Source organism: Quadrisphaera sp. INWT6 (assembly GCF_015390235.1).
In the GTDB taxonomy this organism is placed as follows: Bacteria; Actinomycetota; Actinomycetes; order Actinomycetales; family Quadrisphaeraceae; genus Quadrisphaera.
This window is the reverse complement of record NZ_VUOH01000002.1, coordinates 36,363-53,058: the sequence shown is the minus strand read 5'-3', so window position 1 is coordinate 53,058 and position 16,696 is coordinate 36,363. Positions and strand designations below refer to the sequence as shown.

Annotated in this window: 13 protein-coding genes; 7 read left to right on the top strand and 6 right to left on the bottom strand. The window is 75.7% G+C overall.

Annotated elements, in window-relative coordinates; genetic code table 11:
• Positions 1-24: 24 nt before the first annotated feature.
• From F1641_RS05195 to F1641_RS05180, 4 genes are all read left to right on the top strand, one after another.
• Entirely contained in the window at positions 25-471 is a 447-nt protein-coding gene (locus tag F1641_RS05195) for a thioesterase family protein (RefSeq protein WP_219729500.1), read from the top strand.
• Between the two features lie 46 nt (positions 472-517).
• A complete protein-coding gene (locus F1641_RS05190; RefSeq protein WP_206690656.1) occupies positions 518-1,144 on the top strand; it encodes a hypothetical protein in 627 nt (208 codons plus the stop codon).
• A gap of 157 nt (positions 1,145-1,301) precedes the next feature.
• Entirely contained in the window at positions 1,302-2,123 is an 822-nt protein-coding gene (locus tag F1641_RS05185) for an SDR family oxidoreductase (protein WP_194903446.1), read from the top strand.
• A 67-nt stretch (positions 2,124-2,190) separates the two neighbouring features.
• On the top strand, positions 2,191-2,544 hold the full coding sequence (locus F1641_RS05180; protein WP_194903445.1) for a PRC-barrel domain-containing protein: 354 nt from the start codon (positions 2,191-2,193) through the stop codon (positions 2,542-2,544).
• A 235-nt stretch (positions 2,545-2,779) separates the two neighbouring features.
• Here the strand turns inward: F1641_RS05180 and F1641_RS05175 are convergent, their stop codons facing one another.
• The 5 genes from F1641_RS05175 to F1641_RS05155 all read right to left on the bottom strand — a co-directional run bounded on the left by F1641_RS05175 (position 2,780) and on the right by F1641_RS05155 (position 9,441).
• Entirely contained in the window at positions 2,780-3,226 is a 447-nt protein-coding gene (locus F1641_RS05175) for a globin (protein WP_194904808.1), read from the bottom strand.
• Between the two features lie 88 nt (positions 3,227-3,314).
• Complete coding sequence (locus tag F1641_RS05170) at positions 3,315-4,208, bottom strand: SDR family oxidoreductase (RefSeq protein WP_194903444.1); 894 nt, start codon at positions 4,206-4,208, stop codon at positions 3,315-3,317.
• The gene (locus tag F1641_RS05165) at positions 4,198-5,745 is read right to left on the bottom strand and encodes an SDR family oxidoreductase (protein WP_194904806.1); all 1,548 of its coding nucleotides are present in this window, start codon (positions 5,743-5,745) and stop codon (positions 4,198-4,200) included. The genes F1641_RS05170 and F1641_RS05165 overlap by 11 nt, the downstream gene beginning before the upstream one ends.
• Before the next feature lie 211 nt (positions 5,746-5,956).
• Positions 5,957-7,084, bottom strand: coding sequence for a mechanosensitive ion channel family protein (locus F1641_RS05160; RefSeq protein ID WP_194903443.1), 1,128 nt, complete (start codon positions 7,082-7,084; stop codon positions 5,957-5,959).
• Positions 7,081-9,441 (bottom strand): prolyl oligopeptidase family protein, encoded by a 2,361-nt coding sequence (locus F1641_RS05155; protein WP_194903442.1) that lies wholly within the window; start codon positions 9,439-9,441, stop codon positions 7,081-7,083. Before F1641_RS05155 ends, F1641_RS05160 begins: the two co-directional genes overlap by 4 nt.
• Before the next feature lie 155 nt (positions 9,442-9,596).
• Here F1641_RS05155 and malQ point away from each other — a divergent pair, with 155 nt between their 5' ends.
• The 3 genes from malQ (at position 9,597) to F1641_RS05140 (ending at position 13,924) form a co-directional block, all read left to right on the top strand.
• Positions 9,597-11,840 carry a 4-alpha-glucanotransferase gene (gene malQ / locus F1641_RS05150; RefSeq protein ID WP_309225406.1) on the top strand — a complete coding sequence of 748 codons (2,244 nt, stop codon included), beginning with the start codon at positions 9,597-9,599 and terminating at the stop codon, positions 11,838-11,840.
• A gap of 10 nt (positions 11,841-11,850) precedes the next feature.
• The gene (locus F1641_RS05145; RefSeq protein ID WP_194903441.1) at positions 11,851-13,107 is read left to right on the top strand and encodes a GNAT family N-acetyltransferase; all 1,257 of its coding nucleotides are present in this window, start codon (positions 11,851-11,853) and stop codon (positions 13,105-13,107) included.
• A 316-nt stretch (positions 13,108-13,423) separates the two neighbouring features.
• Positions 13,424-13,924, top strand: coding sequence for a hypothetical protein (locus tag F1641_RS05140; protein ID WP_194903440.1), 501 nt, complete (start codon positions 13,424-13,426; stop codon positions 13,922-13,924).
• Between the two features lie 118 nt (positions 13,925-14,042).
• Here the strand turns inward: F1641_RS05140 and pepN are convergent, their stop codons facing one another.
• Positions 14,043-16,667, bottom strand: coding sequence for an aminopeptidase N (gene pepN / locus F1641_RS05135; protein WP_194904802.1), 2,625 nt, complete (start codon positions 16,665-16,667; stop codon positions 14,043-14,045).
• Positions 16,668-16,696: the final 29 nt, after the last annotated feature.

Sequence of the window (16,696 nt, the reverse complement as noted above, 5' to 3'; positions counted from 1 at the left end):
GGGGTGCGCCACGATGGGCCGGTGGTGAAGCGGAACGTCCCTGTGACCGTGCGGTGGTCCGACATGGACGCGTTCGGGCACGTCAACAACGTGCAGGTGCTCCGGCTGCTCGAGGAGGTGCGCGTCCACGCCTTCGAGGAGCTCCGCGAGGACGGCGGCCCGAGCATGCTGGAGTCGGGCGTCGTCGTCGCCCACCACGAGGTCGAGTACCTCGCGCCCCTGGTCTGGCGCCTGGCGCCCGTGCCGGTCGACCTGTGGGTCACCTCCGTCGGCGGCGCCAGCTTCGAGCTCGGCTACGAGGTCTACGACGAGGCCCCCGCCGGCACGCGCACCTCCTACGTCCGCGCGACGACGACGGCGGTCGCCTACGACGTGTCCTCCGGTCGCTCGCGCAGGCTCACCCCGGGGGAGCGGGCCGTGCTGGAGGCGTGGCTCGACGAGCCGGTGCCCTTCCGCCGCCGGTCCCGCTGACGCCGCCCACCCGGTCCACCCGGCCAGCCACTCGCAGGAGGTGCCCGTGACCGTCCCGCCGCCCCGCCACGGGCCCCAGGAGCCGCCGCCGGCGCTGGTGCCCGCCGACCCGCGCGCCCTCGACGACCTCGCCGTGCTGGTGTCCCGCGCCGCCCGCGCGGACGCCGACGGCGCGGCCCGGCTCGTGGCCACCGACCGCGTGCTCGCCGTCTGGGTGAGCCCCCTGCACGGGGCCGGCCTGCCGACCGTGCTCGGACTGCGGGCCGTGCCGCTGCGCGACCCGGCGCACGTCGACGTCACCGTCGAGCTGGCGGCCCTGGCCGACCGCCTCGCCCGCCGCAGCGGGCCCGGCGGTGAGCGCGTCACCGAGCTGGCGGTGCCCCCGGTCGGCGTGGGCCACCTCGCGGCGTCGTCGTGGGCGGGCGTGCTGCCCCCGCGCACCGGCTGGACGCCGACCCCGCCGCAGGAGGTGGCGCAGCTGCGCCAGGTGGCGCAGGGAGACCCGCGCGACCTCGCCGCGGCGCTCGCCCGGGCCGCCGAGGCGCTGGGCTTCCTGCCCGCACCCGACGCGCCGGACGCCACCGCGCCCGTGGCCGCTGCGACGGCCGGGCCCTGGCGCAGGCTCTCCAGCGCCCGGGGCCACGTGCTCGGGCGCCGCCCCCTCCTGGCCTGACCCGCGGGGAGGGCGGACCACCCCTCTCGCGACGATCACGCACCTCAGCGCCACGACGGGCGGCGCTGCACGTCACAGGTGGCGCGCAGCCGCATGATCGTCGCGGGGAGGGGGTGTGATCGTCGTTGTGACGGGAGCGGCGGGGTAGGGGACGGGCATGAGCCGCCCCGAGAACTCCTTCGCCATCGTCACCGCGTCCGACTCCGGCATCGGCAAGGCCACCGCGGTGGCCCTCGCCCGCGACGGGCTCGACGTCGGCATCACCTGGCACTCCGACCAGGAGGGCGCCGAGGGCACCGCCGAGGAGGTGCGCGCGCTGGGACGCCGCGCCGTCGTCCGCCAGCTCGACCTGTCCGACCTCCCCGGCGGCGCCGACGTGCTCGACGAGCTGGCCGACGAGCTCGCCGAGGGCGGCGGCCGCCTGTGGGCCGTGGTCGCCAACGCCGGCGGCGGGTCGGCCTCGGCGTCGATCCTCGACCTGGACTTCGCCGACTGGCGCCAGGACCTCGGCCTGAACCTCGACGGCGCCTTCCTCACCCTGCAGAAGGGCGCCCGCCGCATGGCATCCGCGGGCGACGGCGAGGGCGGGCGCCTGGTCGCCATCACCAGCGTCCACGAGCACACCCCGCGCATCGGCTCCGGCGCCTACGTCTCGGCCAAGCACGGCCTGGGCGGCCTGGTGAAGAACGCCGCCATCGAGCTCGGCTCGCACGGCATCACCGTCAACGCCGTCGGCCCCGGCGAGGTCGCCACCCCGCTGACGGGGCAGCACGACGCCGACGTCGAGTCCGAGCGCCGCCCGGGCGTGCCGCTCGGCCGGGTGGGCCACGCCGACGAGATCGCCGCCGTCGTCGCCCTCCTGTGCCGCGACGAGGCGAGCTACATCACGGGTCAGTCGTACGTGGTCGACGGCGGCATGACGCAGATGGCCGCGATGGGCGCCTCGACCCTCACCGACGACGAGTGGCGGAAGGGCTGAGCCGCCGACGGGTTCCCGGGGCGTTCTCGACGGGCGCTCGCCCGAGGTGATCGCTAGCGTTCGACGCATGCCAGTGCGCGTGGGGAACATCCGTGAGTGGAGCGGTCACGACGTCGTCGACGAGGCCGGTGACAAGATCGGCAAGATGGAGTCGGTGTACGTCGACACCGCCTCCGACCAGCCGGCCTTCGCCACCGTCGTGGTCGGGATGGTCAGCAAGAAGCTGGTCTTCGTGCCCATCGACGACGCCGTCGTCGGCCCGGGCTACGTCAAGGTCGCCTACCCGAAGAACCGGGTGAAGGACGCGCCGTCGATCGAGACCGACGGCGAGCTCCGCGCCGAGGCCGAGGGCGACGTGTTCGCGCACTACGGCATCACCTACACCGCGGCGCCGAGCGAGCGGCGCCTCGGCCGCCGCTGACACCTCCGGACTGCCCGAGGCCCTCGTCCCCCGCAGGGGCGGGGGCCTCGCGGCGTCCGCGCCCCTCACGACTCGCAGCCGAGCGCCTGGTTGCGGTTCGGGCACCCCTTGGAAGCGCAGTCGGGCGCCTGGTTGCGGTTCGGGTGCCCCTCGGAAGCGCAGTCGGGCGCTTGGTTGCGGTTCGGGTGCCCCCTGGAAGCGCAGTCGGGCGCCTGGTTGCGATCCGGCGGGGAGGTCAGTCGTCGAAGGTGTTGAGCAGGCTGTGCGCCGCCCGCTCCAGGTAGTCCCACAGCAGCTCGTGCTGCAGCGGCGGCAGCGCGAGGGAGTCGACGGCGTCGCGCATGTGCCGCAGCCACGCGTCGCGCGCAGCAGGCCCGATGCGGAACCCCGCGTGGCGCATCCGCAGCCGCGGGTGGCCGCGCGTCTCGGAGTAGGTCGTCGGACCGCCCCAGTACTGCTCGAGGAAGAGCGTCAGGCGCTCGCGGGCGCCGTCGAGCTGCTCCTCGGGGTACATCGGGCGCAGCAGCTCGTCGTCGGCGACGCCCTCGTAGAACCTGTCGACCAGCCGCACGAACGTCTCGTGGCCGCCGACGGCGTCGAAGAAGCTCTGCTGCTCGGCCGGGACGGAGCGCCCGACGCGCAGCCCCTGGCGGGGCCCCTGCGGCGGGGTGGGGGAGGGCATCACCCCTCCATCATCCCCTCGGCGCCGCCCGGGGTGGCCAGCGTCCATGATCACGGTCGCGGGGCCGTGACCACGGGCGACCGCCACCTCAGCGGCGCTGGCGGAGCCGCTCGCCGTCGGGCTGCGGGGCCAGCACGTTGCCGGGCCCGCTCGGCCGGCGGCCGGGGGCGAAGCCCAGCAGCCGCATCGCCGGGCGCGACAGCGCGTCGAAGAGCCCGGGGGCCAGCCCGAAGGCCGCCTTCATCGCCGGGTTGGCCCACCCGGCGTCGAGCTCGCGGTGCCAGCGCTGGTCGGTGTCGGCAGCGCGCAGCACCTTCGCCGCGACGTCCTCGGGGGAGGCGACGGGGTAAGGCGGCCGGTTGCGCCGCCCGAGGACCGTGGCGGACTGGTCGTAGATGGGCGTGTCGACGCCGCCGGGCGCCACCAGCGAGATCCGGAGGCCGGGCACGTCGCGGTTCTCCTGCTGCATCGTGCGCACCAGCCCCCGCAGCGCGAACTTCGAGGCGTTGTAGGCGCCCATCCACGGCACGGTCAGGCGGCCCAGCACCGAGCCGACGACGACGAGCACGCCGTCGCCCTGCTCGCGGAACGTGCGCACCGCCTCTCCGGCGACGTGCGCGGCCCCCAGGACGTTGGTGCGGAACAGCGCCTCGAGCACCTCGGCCGGGACCTCGTCGATGCGCCCGTAGGCCGCGACCCCGGCGTTCTGCACGACGACGTCGAGGCGCCCGAAGCGCTGGCGCGCCCGCTGGCCGACGGCGCGCACGGCGTCGTCGTCGCCGATGTCGAGGGGAGCCACGAGGACGTCGGGAGACCCCGCGGCGCGGCACTGCCGGGCGGCCTCCTCCAGGGGGCCGGGCGCGCGGCTGGAGAGCACCAGGCGGTCGCCCCGGGCGGCGCACGCCAGCGCCGTCGCCAGGCCGATGCCGCTGCTGGCCCCGGTGACCCAGACGACCCGGCCGGGACCGCGGTCAGCTGGCACGGGACGGCTTCCAGTGCTCGTCGGTCTCCTGGACGGCCGAGGCAGCGCTGGCGATGTTGCGCTGCATGCCGCCGAAGATGATGCCGTGGAAGGGCTTGATGGCCTGCCAGTAGAGGAAGCCGCTCAGCCCCTTGGGGTGGAAGACCGCCTTCTGCCGGAAGACCGTGCGCCCGGCGTCGTCCTCCTCCACGCACAGGTCGAGCCACGCCTCCCCGGGCAGGCGCATCTCCGCGCGCAGCCGCAGCAGCCGGAGGTCCTCGATGCGCTCCACGCGCCACCAGTCCAGGGCGTCGCCGACCGACAGGTCGTACGGGTTGGCGCGCCCCCGTCGCAGCCCGGGACCGCCCACGCCGATGTCCATGAGGCCGCGCACCCGCCAGCCCAGCGACCACGAGTACCAGCCGTTGACCCCGCCGATGCCCTCGATGACCGACCACAGCTGGCGGGGGGTCGCGTCGACGGCGCTGGCGCGGTCGTCGACGTAGAGCGCCCCGCCCGACCAGTCGGGGTCCGACGGCAGCGGGTCGCTGGGGGCCCCGCGGGTGGACGCCGAGCGCCAGGAGGTCTGGACGTCGAGGTCCTGGATCTTCTGCAGCGCCAGCTGGATGGCCCTGTCGACGCCGAGCAGCCCCTCGGGCGGGTCGGGCACGTACCGGGTGATGTCGCGCTCCTTGACCACCACCTCGTGGACGATCGAGGAGACGAGCGCGCCCGCGATGGTGTGCGGCACCGGCGTCACCAGGTTGATCCAGTGGCTGGACAGGTGCGGCGTCAGCACCGGCACGGGGATCGCGTACCGCTTGGGCAGGCCCGCCGCCTTCGCGTAGCGCTGCATCAGCTCGAGGTAGGTGACGACGTCGGGCCCGCCGATGTCGAAGCCGCGGCTGACCTCGGGCGGGATCGACGCGGCGCCCACGAGGTAGCGCAGCACGTCGCGCACGGCGATCGGCTGGATGCGGTTGGCCAGCCACTTCGGCCGGATCATCACCGGCAGCCGCTCGGTGAGGTAGCGCAGCATCTCGAACGACGCCGAGCCCGAGCCGAGGATCACCGCGGCCCGCAGCACCGCCACCGGCACGCCGCTGGCGAGGAGGATGTCCTCGACCTCCTTGCGGCCCGCGAGGTGCGGGGAGAGCTCCTCACCCGAGGGGTAGAGCCCGCCCAGGTAGACGACCCGGCCGGTGCCGGCCTCGCGAGCCGCCTTGCCGAAGGACAGGGCGAGCCCGCGGTCCTGGATCTCGAAGGTTCGCCCGGTGCCCAGGGAGTGCAGCAGGTAGTAGGCGACGTCGACGCCGTCGAGCGCGCGGGCCAGGCCCTCGGGGTCGGAGGCGTCGGCCTCCACGACCTCGATGCGGTCGCGCCAGGGCCTGTCGCGCAGGCGGTCGGCGTTGCGGGCGAGGGCCCGCACGCGGAAGCCCGCGGCCAGCAGCTCAGGGACCAGCCGGCCGCCGATGTAGCCGGTGACGCCGGTGACCAGCGCGAGGCGGCCCTCGCCGGAGCCGGCGAGGACGGGGTCGTCGTCGGAGGCGGTGGTCAGCTCGGGGTCGACCGTCACCTCGTCACGGGGGTCTGAGGGGTCGGTGGGGGGCGTCGCGGCAGAGCTCGGAGTGGCCACCCCGAGATCCTCCGCTGGGCCACCCGGCCCCGCGACCCGGCACCGGACCGCACTCTCCCCGGAACCCTCTGCGGGGAGTGCGGTCCGGACGGGGCTCCAGAGCGCACTCTCCGCGGAGGGTGCGGACAGGGGGTCAGCGCTGGGCGGAGCCGCCGGTGGGCTCGGCGTCGGAGCCCGGGGCGTCCGCACCGGGCTCGGCCGGGTCGTCGACGGCGTGGCCCACGCCCTCGGCGTCGAAGCGCGCCTTGATGCGGGCCCGCAGCTCGCGGGCCACCGCCCACTGCTGCAGCGGCGCGGTCCGCACCGCGATGCGGACCACCACCTTCTCCAGCGTCAGCGCCTCCACACCCCAGACCTGGGGCTCCTCGAGCAGGTGCCTGCGCCACTCCCGCTCGGCGTGGAGCTCGCGGCCGACGTCCTCCAGCAGCTCGGCGACCCGGCCGGCGTCGGCGCTGTAGGGGACGTCGACGTCGAGCACCGCCCGCGACCAGCCCTGGGAGCGGTTGCCCACCCGGAGCAGGTCTCCGTTGCGGACGTACCAGACCGTCCCGTCGACGCCCCGCAGCCGCGTGACGCGCAGGCTGACCGCCTCGACGGTGCCCTTGGCGTCGGCGGAGAGGTCGACGGAGTCTCCGACGCCGAACTGGTCCTCCGCGATGAGGAAGATGCCGGCGAGGAAGTCCTTCACCAGCGTCTGCGCGCCGAAGCCCACGGCGACGCCCACCACGCTGACGCCGGCCAGCAGGGGGCCCAGCGGGATGCCGAGCTGCCCGAGCACCAGCAGCGCCGTCACCGTCATCAGGACGGCGGTGGTGGTGCTGCGCAGCACCGAGCCGAGCGTCCTGGCGCGCTGGGCCCGCCGCTCGAACGCCATCGTCCCGTCGTGGCGGGCGGTGTCGCTGTGCCCGGCGGAGGACCCGCGGCCCCGGCCGGCCCGCCACCAGCGCGACTGCCCCGGCTGCGCCTCGCCGGCGGCGATCCGCTCCGACAGCCCCCCGATGAGCCGGTGCAGGAAGTTCCGCAGCACCAGGCCCACCACGAGGATGAGCAGCACCTTCAGCACGGGGGTGCCGTAGAGGATGAGGAACCGCGCGAGCGTCTCGTTGACGCCGACGTCGACCATCACGCCGCAGAACGTCCCGTCGCCGGGCGTGCAGGGGATGGTCTGCGCCGAGTCGTAGTACGTGGAGACGCGCTCCTCGAAGTCTGCGGTGGCGCTCGGCGTCGCGGAGGCGGTGCTGGCCAGGAGGGCCCCGGTCACGCCGTCGCCCCGCTCCCGGTCACGCTCCCGGTCACGCTCCCGGTCGCGCTCCCGGTCGCGCTCCTGGTCGCGCCCCCGGTGAGGTCGAGGCCCGTGTGCGCCGCAGCGAACCCGAGGGTGTCAGCGGCCAGCCGCACCGACCGCGACACCGCCCGGGCCCCGTGGCCGACCCCCGCCTCGCGGCGCAGCAGCACCGGCCTCTCCGCCGGGTCGGAGCGGGTGGCGTGCTGCAGCGCCGCGCACAGCTTGCGGGCGTGCAGCGGGTCGACGCGGGAGTCGCCGTCGAAGACCGTGAACAGCACCGCGGGGTACTCCACGGAGGCCGGGTCGGGCGAGCACGCGTGGTACGGGGAGTAGGCCAGCAGCCAGCCCAGCTCGTCGGGGTCCTCCGCGTCGCCGTACTCCGGCGACCACGTGGCCCCCAGCCCGTGCAGCTGGTACCTGACCATGTCGAGCAGCGGTGCCGAGCACAGCACCGCGGCGAAGGCGTCGGGGCGCTGGGTCAGCGCGGCCCCCACGAGCAGGCCCCCGTTGGAGCCTCCGCTGATGGTGAGCTGGGCCGGCGTCGTCCAGCCGCGCTGCGCGAGGGCGTCGGCGACGGCGAGGAAGTCGTCGAAGACGTTCTGCTTGGCGGCGAGCATGCCGGCGCGGTGCCAGTCCTCGCCCTCCTCGTTGCCGCCGCGCAGGCCGGCGACCACCCACGCGCCCCCGGCCTCGACCCAGGCCAGCGCCGTGGCGGAGTACCCGGGCGTCATCGTGTGGCCGAAGCCGCCGTAGCCGTAGAGCACCGTCGGCAGGGGCGCTCGCGGCGCGCCACCCCCGGAGCCACCGGCGCCCTCGGAGGCGTCGTCGGAGGCGTCGTCGGAGGCGTCGGCGAAGGCGTCGGCGCGGGCCACGGCCAGCGCCCGCACGACGGTGCCGTCGGCGCTGGTCACCTCCAGCTGCCGGGCGACGACGGCGGGCAGCTCACCCATCGCGGCCAGCCCGGGCGCGGTGGCCTCGACGGACAGCTCGCCCGTGCGGGCGTCCCAGCGGAGCACGCACGGCACCTCGGCGGTGGACGTCCAGGTGAACCACGCCTCGTGGCCGCCCTCGGGGCGTCCGCGCAGCCCGCCGAAGCTCCCCGGCCCCGGCAGCGCCACGACGCCGCGCGCTCCCGGCAGCTGCTCGCCGCTGGCGAGGTCGTGCACGGTCAGCTGGGCGACGGCGTGCTGGGTCCAGCCCACGAGCAGCAGCGGGCGCTCCAGCTCGGGGCCGTCGAGGACGGCGTAGTCCTCCAGCACCGCCCCCTCGTCGCCGTCGCGCTCACCGATGAGGTCGCGCCACCGGTCCGGCCCCAGCCCGGCGGGGTCGGTGGGGTAGGCCACCGCCAGCCGGCCGCGCGGCGCGCCCAGGTCGGTGCCGACGTACAGCCGGCCGTCGCGACCCACCCCGGCGCTGGTGTGCGCGTCGAGGCCCACGGCCACCGGCGCGAACCGCGGAGGGCCCGCCACGAGGCCCGAGCCGAGGTCGGCCAGGTAGCAGTCCGAGCGGGGAGACGTGCCCACCGACGTCGTCACCGTGAGCCAGCGGCCGTCGAGCGACGTGCCGACGCCGTAGTAGGTGGTCACCGGCTGGTCGGCGCCGAAGACCTCCACGTCGCCGCCGTCCGCGGGGGCGGCGTCGGGGTCGGCGCCGACCCGGTGCAGCCACACCCGGCGGTGGTACTTCTCCTCGCCCGCGGGCAGGCCCTCGGGCGCCAGGCGGCGCACGTAGAAGAGGCGGGCGGAGCCGTCGTCGCCGACCGGCAGCCACGACACCGGGGAGTACCGCAGCCTGTCGACGGGCCCGTCGACCACCTCGCCGGTGGCGACGTCGAGCACGCGCAGCACGCTCTCCTCGCTGCCGCCCTCGGAGAGCTGGAAGGCCAGCAGGTGCCCCTCGCGGGAGGGCTGCCAGGCGTCGAGGGTGGTCTGGCCGGCCGGGTCCCAGACCAGGGGGTCGACCAGCACGCGCTCGACGGGGCCGTCGGCCCCCGGCTCCACCACCAGCAGCTGCGGGTGGTCGCGCTCGGGGTCGCGCCGCACGCGGAAGCACCGCTCGCCCCGCCACACCGGCGGGCCCACGCCACCGGCGGACAGCAGCTGCGCCACCCGCGAGGCCACCCGCTCACGGCCCGGCCAGGTGGCCTGCGCCGACGCGAACAGCGCGTCCTGCGCCGCGGACCACGCGACCGTGCGCTCGTCGGCCTCGTCCTCCAGCCACCGGTACGGGTCGGCCACGCGGTAGCGCGGGGCGCTCGCGGGCAGCTCCTCGACCAGGTCGAGGCGCTCTGCTGGCGGGTAGGCCGGCGGGTAGGACGGCGGGGTCGGCGGCACGCCTGGAGACCCTATGCCGCGCAGGGGACGCGCGGGGCGGACTCCCGGCGCGCCCGCTCGCGCCGCCGCGCCGGGGCGGGCAGGCTGGCCGCCGTACTCTTCCCCCCGTCTGACAGCAGCGCCCCGCCGCGCCCGCACCACCCCAGGAGCTCCGCGTGAGTGACAGCCCGCAGTCCACGCTGACCCGGAGCGAGGACGGCGGGCACCGCGACCAGAGCCGCCACGCCGACGGCCTCGAGGTGCGCCACGAGCCGCCGTCGCCGCGCCTGTCCGAGCTGGCCGCCGCCCACGGCGTCGCCACGGAGTACTGGGACTGGAAGGGCGGCCACATCACCGTGGCCCGCGCCACCATCGTCGCGGTGCTGACCGCGATGGGCGTGGCCTGCGCGGACGACGACGACGTCGAGGCGTCGCTGGCCGACCACGAGCTGGCCCCGTGGCGCCGGTCCCTGCCGCCCGTCGTCGTCGTGCGCTCCGGCCGCGAGGCCTCCGTGGTGGCGCACGTCCCCGAGGACTCCGACGTCGCGCTCACCGTGGTGCTGGAGGACGGCGGCGAGGTGGCGCTGGAGCCGTCGGCCCGCCAGCAGGGCGAGCACCGCGAGGTCGACGGGCGCCGCCTGGAGCGCACCTCCTTCGACCTGCCCACCGACCTGCCCCTCGGCTGGCACGAGGTCCGCTCGGCGGTCGCGGGCGACGACGGCGCCGGTGCGAGCGCGCCCCTCGTGGTGACCCCCGACGTCCTCGCCTTCCCCGAGGCCCTCACCGGCGGCCAGCGCTGGGGCTTCATGGCCCAGCTGTACTCGGTGCGCAGCCGCGACTCCTGGGGCCTGGGAGACCTGGCCGACCTGGGCGAGCTGCTCGACTGGTCCGGCCGCGACCTCGGCGCCGACTTCCTGCTCATCAACCCGCTGCTGGCCGCCGAGCCGGTCGGGCACCAGCAGGACAGCCCCTACCTGCCCACCACCCGCCGCTTCACCAACCCGATCTACCTGCGGGTGGAGGACGTGCGGGAGTTCGCCTACCTGCCCGCCACCGACCGCGCGCTGGTCGAGTGGCGCGCCGAGCCCCTGCGGGCCTCCAACACCGACCCGAGCACCCTCGACCGCGACGCCGTGTGGGACGCCAAGCGCTCCGTGCTGCGCTCGGTCTTCGACGCCGGCCGCAGCCCCGCCCGCCAGGCCGCCTTCGACGCCTTCCGCGAGCGCGAGGGCCGGGGCCTGGCCGACTACGCCCTGTGGGCGGCGATGATCGAGCACTTCGGGCCCGGTCAGCCGTGGCCCGAGGGCGCCGAGCGGGTCGGCTCGGAGCTGGTCGAGGGGCTGCGGTCCCAGCTGGCGCCGCTCATCGAGTTCCACGAGTGGCTCCAGTGGCTCTGCGACACCCAGCTCGCGGCCGCCCAGGCCACCGCCGTCGACGCGGGCATGGCGCTCGGGGTCATGCACGACCTCGCCGTCGGCGTGCACCCCTCCGGCGCCGACGCCTGGGCGCTGCGCGACGTGCTCGCCACCGGCGTCTCGGTCGGCGCCCCGCCGGACGCGTTCAACCAGCAGGGCCAGGACTGGTCGCAGCCGCCGTGGCAGCCGGTGGCCCTCGCCGAGGCCGGGTACGCGCCGTGGCGCGACATGGTCCGCACGATCCTGCGCCACGCCGGCGGCGTGCGCGTCGACCACGTGCTCGGCCTGTTCCGCCTGTGGTGGGTCCCGAACGGCCAGGGCCCGGGCATGGGCACCTACGTCCGCTACGACCACGACGCCCTCGTCGGCATCCTCTGCCTGGAGGCCGCGCGCGCCGGCGCCGTCGTCGTCGGCGAGGACCTCGGCCTGGTGGAGCCGTGGGTCCGCGGCTACCTCGCCGAGCGCGGGATGCTGGGCACCTCGGTGCTGTGGTTCGAGAAGGACGGCGAGGGCCAGCCCCTGCCGCCGACGTCGTGGCGCGAGCTGTGCCTGGCCACCGTCAACACCCACGACCTCCCGCCGACCGCCGGGTACCTGGCGGGGGAGCACATCGAGCTGCGCGACCGGCTCGGGCTGCTGACGCGGTCCGTCGAGGAGGAGCTGCGCGTCGACGAGGCCGACCGCGCCGCCGTCCTCGACCAGCTGCGCGACCTGGGCCTGCTCGGCGAGCGGCCCACCGAGCGCGAGGTGGTGGAGGCGCTCCACGCCTTCCTGCTGGAGACCCCGTCGAAGCTGGTGGGGGTCGCCCTCACCGACGCCGTGGGCGACCGCCGCACGCAGAACCAGCCGGGCACCTCCGACGAGTACCCGAACTGGCGGGTGCCGCTGACCGACGGCGCCGGCGAGGTGGTGCTCCTGGAGGACCTGCGCACCACGCCGCGGGTGCAGTCGCTGGCCGCCGTCGTGGTCGAGGGCACCCGTCGGGGAGAGGGCTGCTCCTCCTAGCCTGGGGCCCGTGAGGGAGCAGGTGGAGGTCCGGTCGGTCGAGGAGCACGAGCGCCTGGAGTGGCGGAGGTCGGCGAGCCGCACCTTCCTCCACGGCCAGCGCGTCGACGCCGCCTCGGTGGCGTCGCGGGCCCGGGTGTGGGACCGCCAGCGGCTCCTCGGCGCGTACGACGGCGACCGCGTGGTCGGCACCTACCGCTCCTGGGAGGAGCAGGTGCCGGTACCGGGCGACGGGGCGACCCTCGAGGCGACGCTGGTCAGCAGCGTCACCGTGGCGCCCACGCACCGGCGCCGCGGTCTGCTGACGCGGATGATCACCGCTGACCTGCGCTCCGCCCGCGAGCGGGGCGTCGCGCTGGCGCTGCTCATCGCGGGGGAGGCCCCCATCTACGGGCGCTTCGGCTTCGGCCCCGCCGGGTCGACGCAGACCCTGGTGGTGCGGACGCCCGCCGAGCTGGAGCACCGGCCGGCGGGCACCGACGCCGTCACCGTCGAGCTGTGCGAGCACGCCGACCTGCGCGCCGAGGCCCCGGCGGTCCACGCCGCCGCCGTCGCCCGCCGCCCCGGGCTGGTGAGCCGCGACGACGCCTGGTGGGACGACGCGCTCGGCATCGACCCCCTCCCGGACGACCCGAAGGCCGCCACCCCCGCCCTGCTGGCCCGCGACGCCGACGGCCGGGCCGTCGGCTTCGCCCGGTACCGCACCCACGGGCGGTGGGCCCACATGCGCCACGACAACGAGGTCGAGGTGGACGACCTGTGCGCCTCCACGCCCGCGGCGCACGCCGCGCTGTGGGAGCACCTGCTGTCCGTCGACGTCGTCGACTCCGTGCGGGTGACCAACCGCCCCCTCGACGACCCCCTGCCCGAGATGCTCCGCGACCGGCGCCGCGCCCTGGCCTCCGAGGGCAGCGACGTCACCTGGGCCCGCCTGCTCGACGTGCCCGCCGCGCTCGCGGCCCGCGGGTGGCTCGGCCCGCCGGGGGCGTGCGTGCTGGAGGTCCACGACGCGCTGGGCCTGGCCGGTGGGCGCTGGCGGGTGGACCTCGACGGCTCCGCCCCCGGGCGCCTCGCGGCGACCCCGACGGACGCCGCTGCCGACGTCGTCCTCGACGTGGGTGCCCTCTCGGCGGCGTACCTGGGCGAGACGTCGCTGGTGGCGCTGCACGCCGCGGGCCGCGTGGCGGGGGAGCGCGCGGCCGTGGCGCGGCTGGCCGCCCAGCTCGCGTGGACCCCCGACGCCTGGCCGACCGCCACGATCTTCTGACCGCCCCCTGACTCGCAGCCGAGCGCTCGGTTGCGGTTCGGAGGGGGTTCTGAACCGCAGCCGAGCGCCTGGTTGCGGTTCCGGGGGGCCAGGCACCACAACCAGGCGCTCGGCTGCGAACGGGTGCGGCGGCTCGTCCACAGGCGTCCTCTCTGGAGCGGACACCGTCCTGGTCCGCCGCGCGTTCCGCGCCGCCCTCGTCGCCGGAGCGCTGACCGCGCTGACCGCCCGGCTCACCGGTTGCGGCGGCGAGGCCCCCGCCGCTCCGGCACCGCTCAGCACTGCGACGTCCGACGCGCCGGCGGCCGCCACGAGCATGAGCGCGGCCCCTGGCGCCGTCTTCGTGGCCCGCGCCCCCCTCACCGCGGGCACCCCCGAGCACCTCACCGGCACCCGCGGCGGGCTCAGCTGGGACGTGACCGTGCCCGCCTCCACCGGCTCCGAATCCGCCGTGGCCGAGGTGGACCGGCGCATCGAAGCATCGGTGACCACGTCGGTCGACGCGGCGGTCGAGCAGGACGGCGCTGACGACACCCCCCGGCTCGAGGGCGAGGGGACGGTCAGCACCAACGACGGGCGGAGCGTGCAGGTGGTCATCCCGATGAGCGACGACGGCGAGGGCGCCGCGCAGGTCGACGCCGAGGGCACGGGCGTCAGCGAGACCAGCGGGCTCGCATCGACGACCGACGACTGGGCGGCGTGGCAGACCACCGCGGACGCCGTGGAGTTCGAGTTCCAGGACGACCAGCTGGACGGGCACGGCCTGCGCAGCTGCACCGTGCCGTGGAGCGAGGTCACCCCGCACCTGACCCCGTGAGCGACGGTCCTCCTCGCCCCCACCCCCTGACCGCGCCCTGAACCGCAGCCGAGCGCCTGGTTGCGGTTCCGAGAGGGTCGGGAACCGCAACCAGGCGCTCGGCTGCGAACGGGGTGGGTCAGCGCTGCAGGTCGCGCTCCTGGGCCCGCAGGGCGCGGGCGACGCCGTCGCGCTGCTCGCTCACCAGACGCACCAGGGCCGGCAGGTCCTGCGGCGCCTGCGCGAGCCAGGCGTCGGTGCGGTCGAGCAGCTCCTGGGAGGCGAGCAGCGTCGGGTAGAGCCCGACCGCCACCTGCTGGGCGATCTCGTTGGTGCGGCTGCGCCACACCGGCTCGACGGCGGCGAAGTACGGCTCCACGAACGGCGCCAGCAGCGCCTGCGCGTCGGCGCCCCGCACCCGGGAGAAGCCGGCGGTGACCGCGGCCCGCTCGGCGTTGGCGAGCCCCGGGTCCGTCGTCGTGCTGGTCAGCGTGGAGAACGCCGCCTGCTTGGCGGCGGCGTCGGGCACCGCGGCGCGCGCACCGGCGGCGGCGAGGCGTCCGGAGGCGGTGTCGTCGCGGGCGAGCTCGGCGGCGATCTCCGCCTCCCCGGCCCGGTCCGAGACCACGAGCGCGGTCAGCAGCTCCCAGCGCAGGTCGGTGTCGACCGAGAGGCCCTCCAGCGGGGCCTCGCCCGAGAGCCACCCGGCCACGGCGTCGAGCTGCGCGGGGGTCTGCGCCCACCCGGCGGCGGCGCCGGCCAGCTGCAGCTGCGCGTCGCTCGCCGGCTCGGCGGCCAGCGCCAGCTCCATGAGCCGCTCGGAGACCTGCACCGCGACGTCGTCGCGGTGGCCCGGAGCGGTGTAGAGCTTCGCCGCCGAGGCGAGCTGGCCGAGCAGGGTGCGCAGGACCGACGACGTCGCGGGCGTGGACTCCACCGCGACGTTGTCGAGCACCAGGTCGACGAAGTCGCGGGCCGCCATCTCGGCGTCGCGCGCCATGTCCCACGCCGCCGACCACACCAGGGTGCGGGGGAGGGCGTCGCTGATCGACGACAGGTGCGCGACCGCGGTCTCCAGCGACGCGTCGTCGAGGCGGACCTTGGCGTAGGCGAGGTCGTCGTCGTTGAGCAGCAGCAGGTCGGGGCGCTCCACGCCCACGAGCTCGGGCAGCTGCGCGGTGACGTCGGTGCGCTCGCCGTCGACGTCGACCTCCACGCGGTGCACGCGCTCCAGGCGCGGGCCCGACCCACCGGCAGAGCCGCCCTCCGGGACGTGCACGTCGTAGAAGCCGACGGCGAGGCGGTGCGGCCGCTGCACGGGGTGGTCGGCCGGCGTCGTCTGGGTGATGACGAGGGAGGTGATGGCGCCCTCGTCGTCGGTGGCGACCTCCGGGCGCAGCGTGGTGACGCCGGCCCGCTCCAGCCACACGCCCGACCACGCGGAGAGGTCGCGCCCGGAGGTGGCCTCGAGCTCGCGCAGCAGGTCGGCCAGGGTCGCGTTGCCGAACGAGTGGGCGCGCAGGTAGCGGCGCACGCCCTCGAAGAACTCCTCGCGGCCCACGTAGGTGACCAGCTGCTTCAGCACGCTGGCGCCCTTGGCGTAGGTGATGCCGTCGAAGTTCACCTCGACCGCCTCGAGGTCGACCATGTCGGCGACGATCGGGTGGGTCGAGGGCAGCTGGTCCTGGCGGTAGGCCCAGGCCTTCTCCATCGAGGCGAACGTGGTCCACGCGTCGGTCCAGCGGGTGGCCTCGGCGGTGGCCAGCGTGGAGGCGTACTCCGCGAAGGACTCGTTCAGCCAGAGGTCGTCCCACCAGCGCATGGTGACGAGGTCGCCGAACCACATGTGGGCCAGCTCGTGGAGGATCGTCACCGCGCGGCGCTCGACCACGGCCTCGGTGGGCTTGGACCTGAAGACGTACCGCTCCAGGAACGTCACGGCACCGGCGTTCTCCATGGCGCCGGCGTTGAACTCGGGCACGAAGAGCTGGTCGTACTTGGGGAACGGGTAGGGGATCTCGAACAGGCCCTCGTAGAAGGCGAAGCCCGCCCGGGTGATGTCCATGACCTCGTCGGCGTCGAGGTGCTCGGCGAGGCTCTGGCGGCAGAAGACGCCCAGCGGCACGGTGCGGCCGTCGCTGCTCGTGAGCTCGCCGCGCTCGACGTGGTACGGCCCGGCGACGACCGCCGTCACGTAGCTCGACAGCACCGGGGTCGGCGCGAAGCGCCAGGTGGCGGCGCCCTGGCCGTCGTGCGTCTGGCCGGCCGGCTCCGGCTCCGGGGTGGGGGAGACCGACACCACGGTCCAGTGGTCGGGAGCGGTCACGGTGAAGGTGAAGACCGACTTCAGGTCGGGCTGCTCGAACACCGCGAAGACGCGGCGCGAGTCGGCCACCTCGAACTGCGAGTAGAGGTAGACCTCGCCGTCGACCGGGTCGACGAAGCGGTGCAGGCCCTCGCCGGTGTTCATGTAGGCGCAGTCGGCGACGACCACGACCTCGTTCTCCGCCGCCAGGCCGTGCAGCTGCACGCGCACGCCGTCGGCCACCTCGCCGGCGTCGAGGGCGGTGCCGTTCAGCACCACCTCGTGCACGTGGGGGGCGACGAGGTCGAGGAAGGTGGAGGCCCCCTCGCGCGCCGAGAACCGCACGGTGGTGCGGGAGCGGAACGTCGTGGGACCGGTGGTGAGGTCGAGCTCGACGTCGTACGAGCCGACCCGGACGAGCGCGGCGCGCTCGGCGGCCTCGGCCCGCGACAGGTTCATGCCCTGCTGGTGGTCGGCCGGCTGCCCGG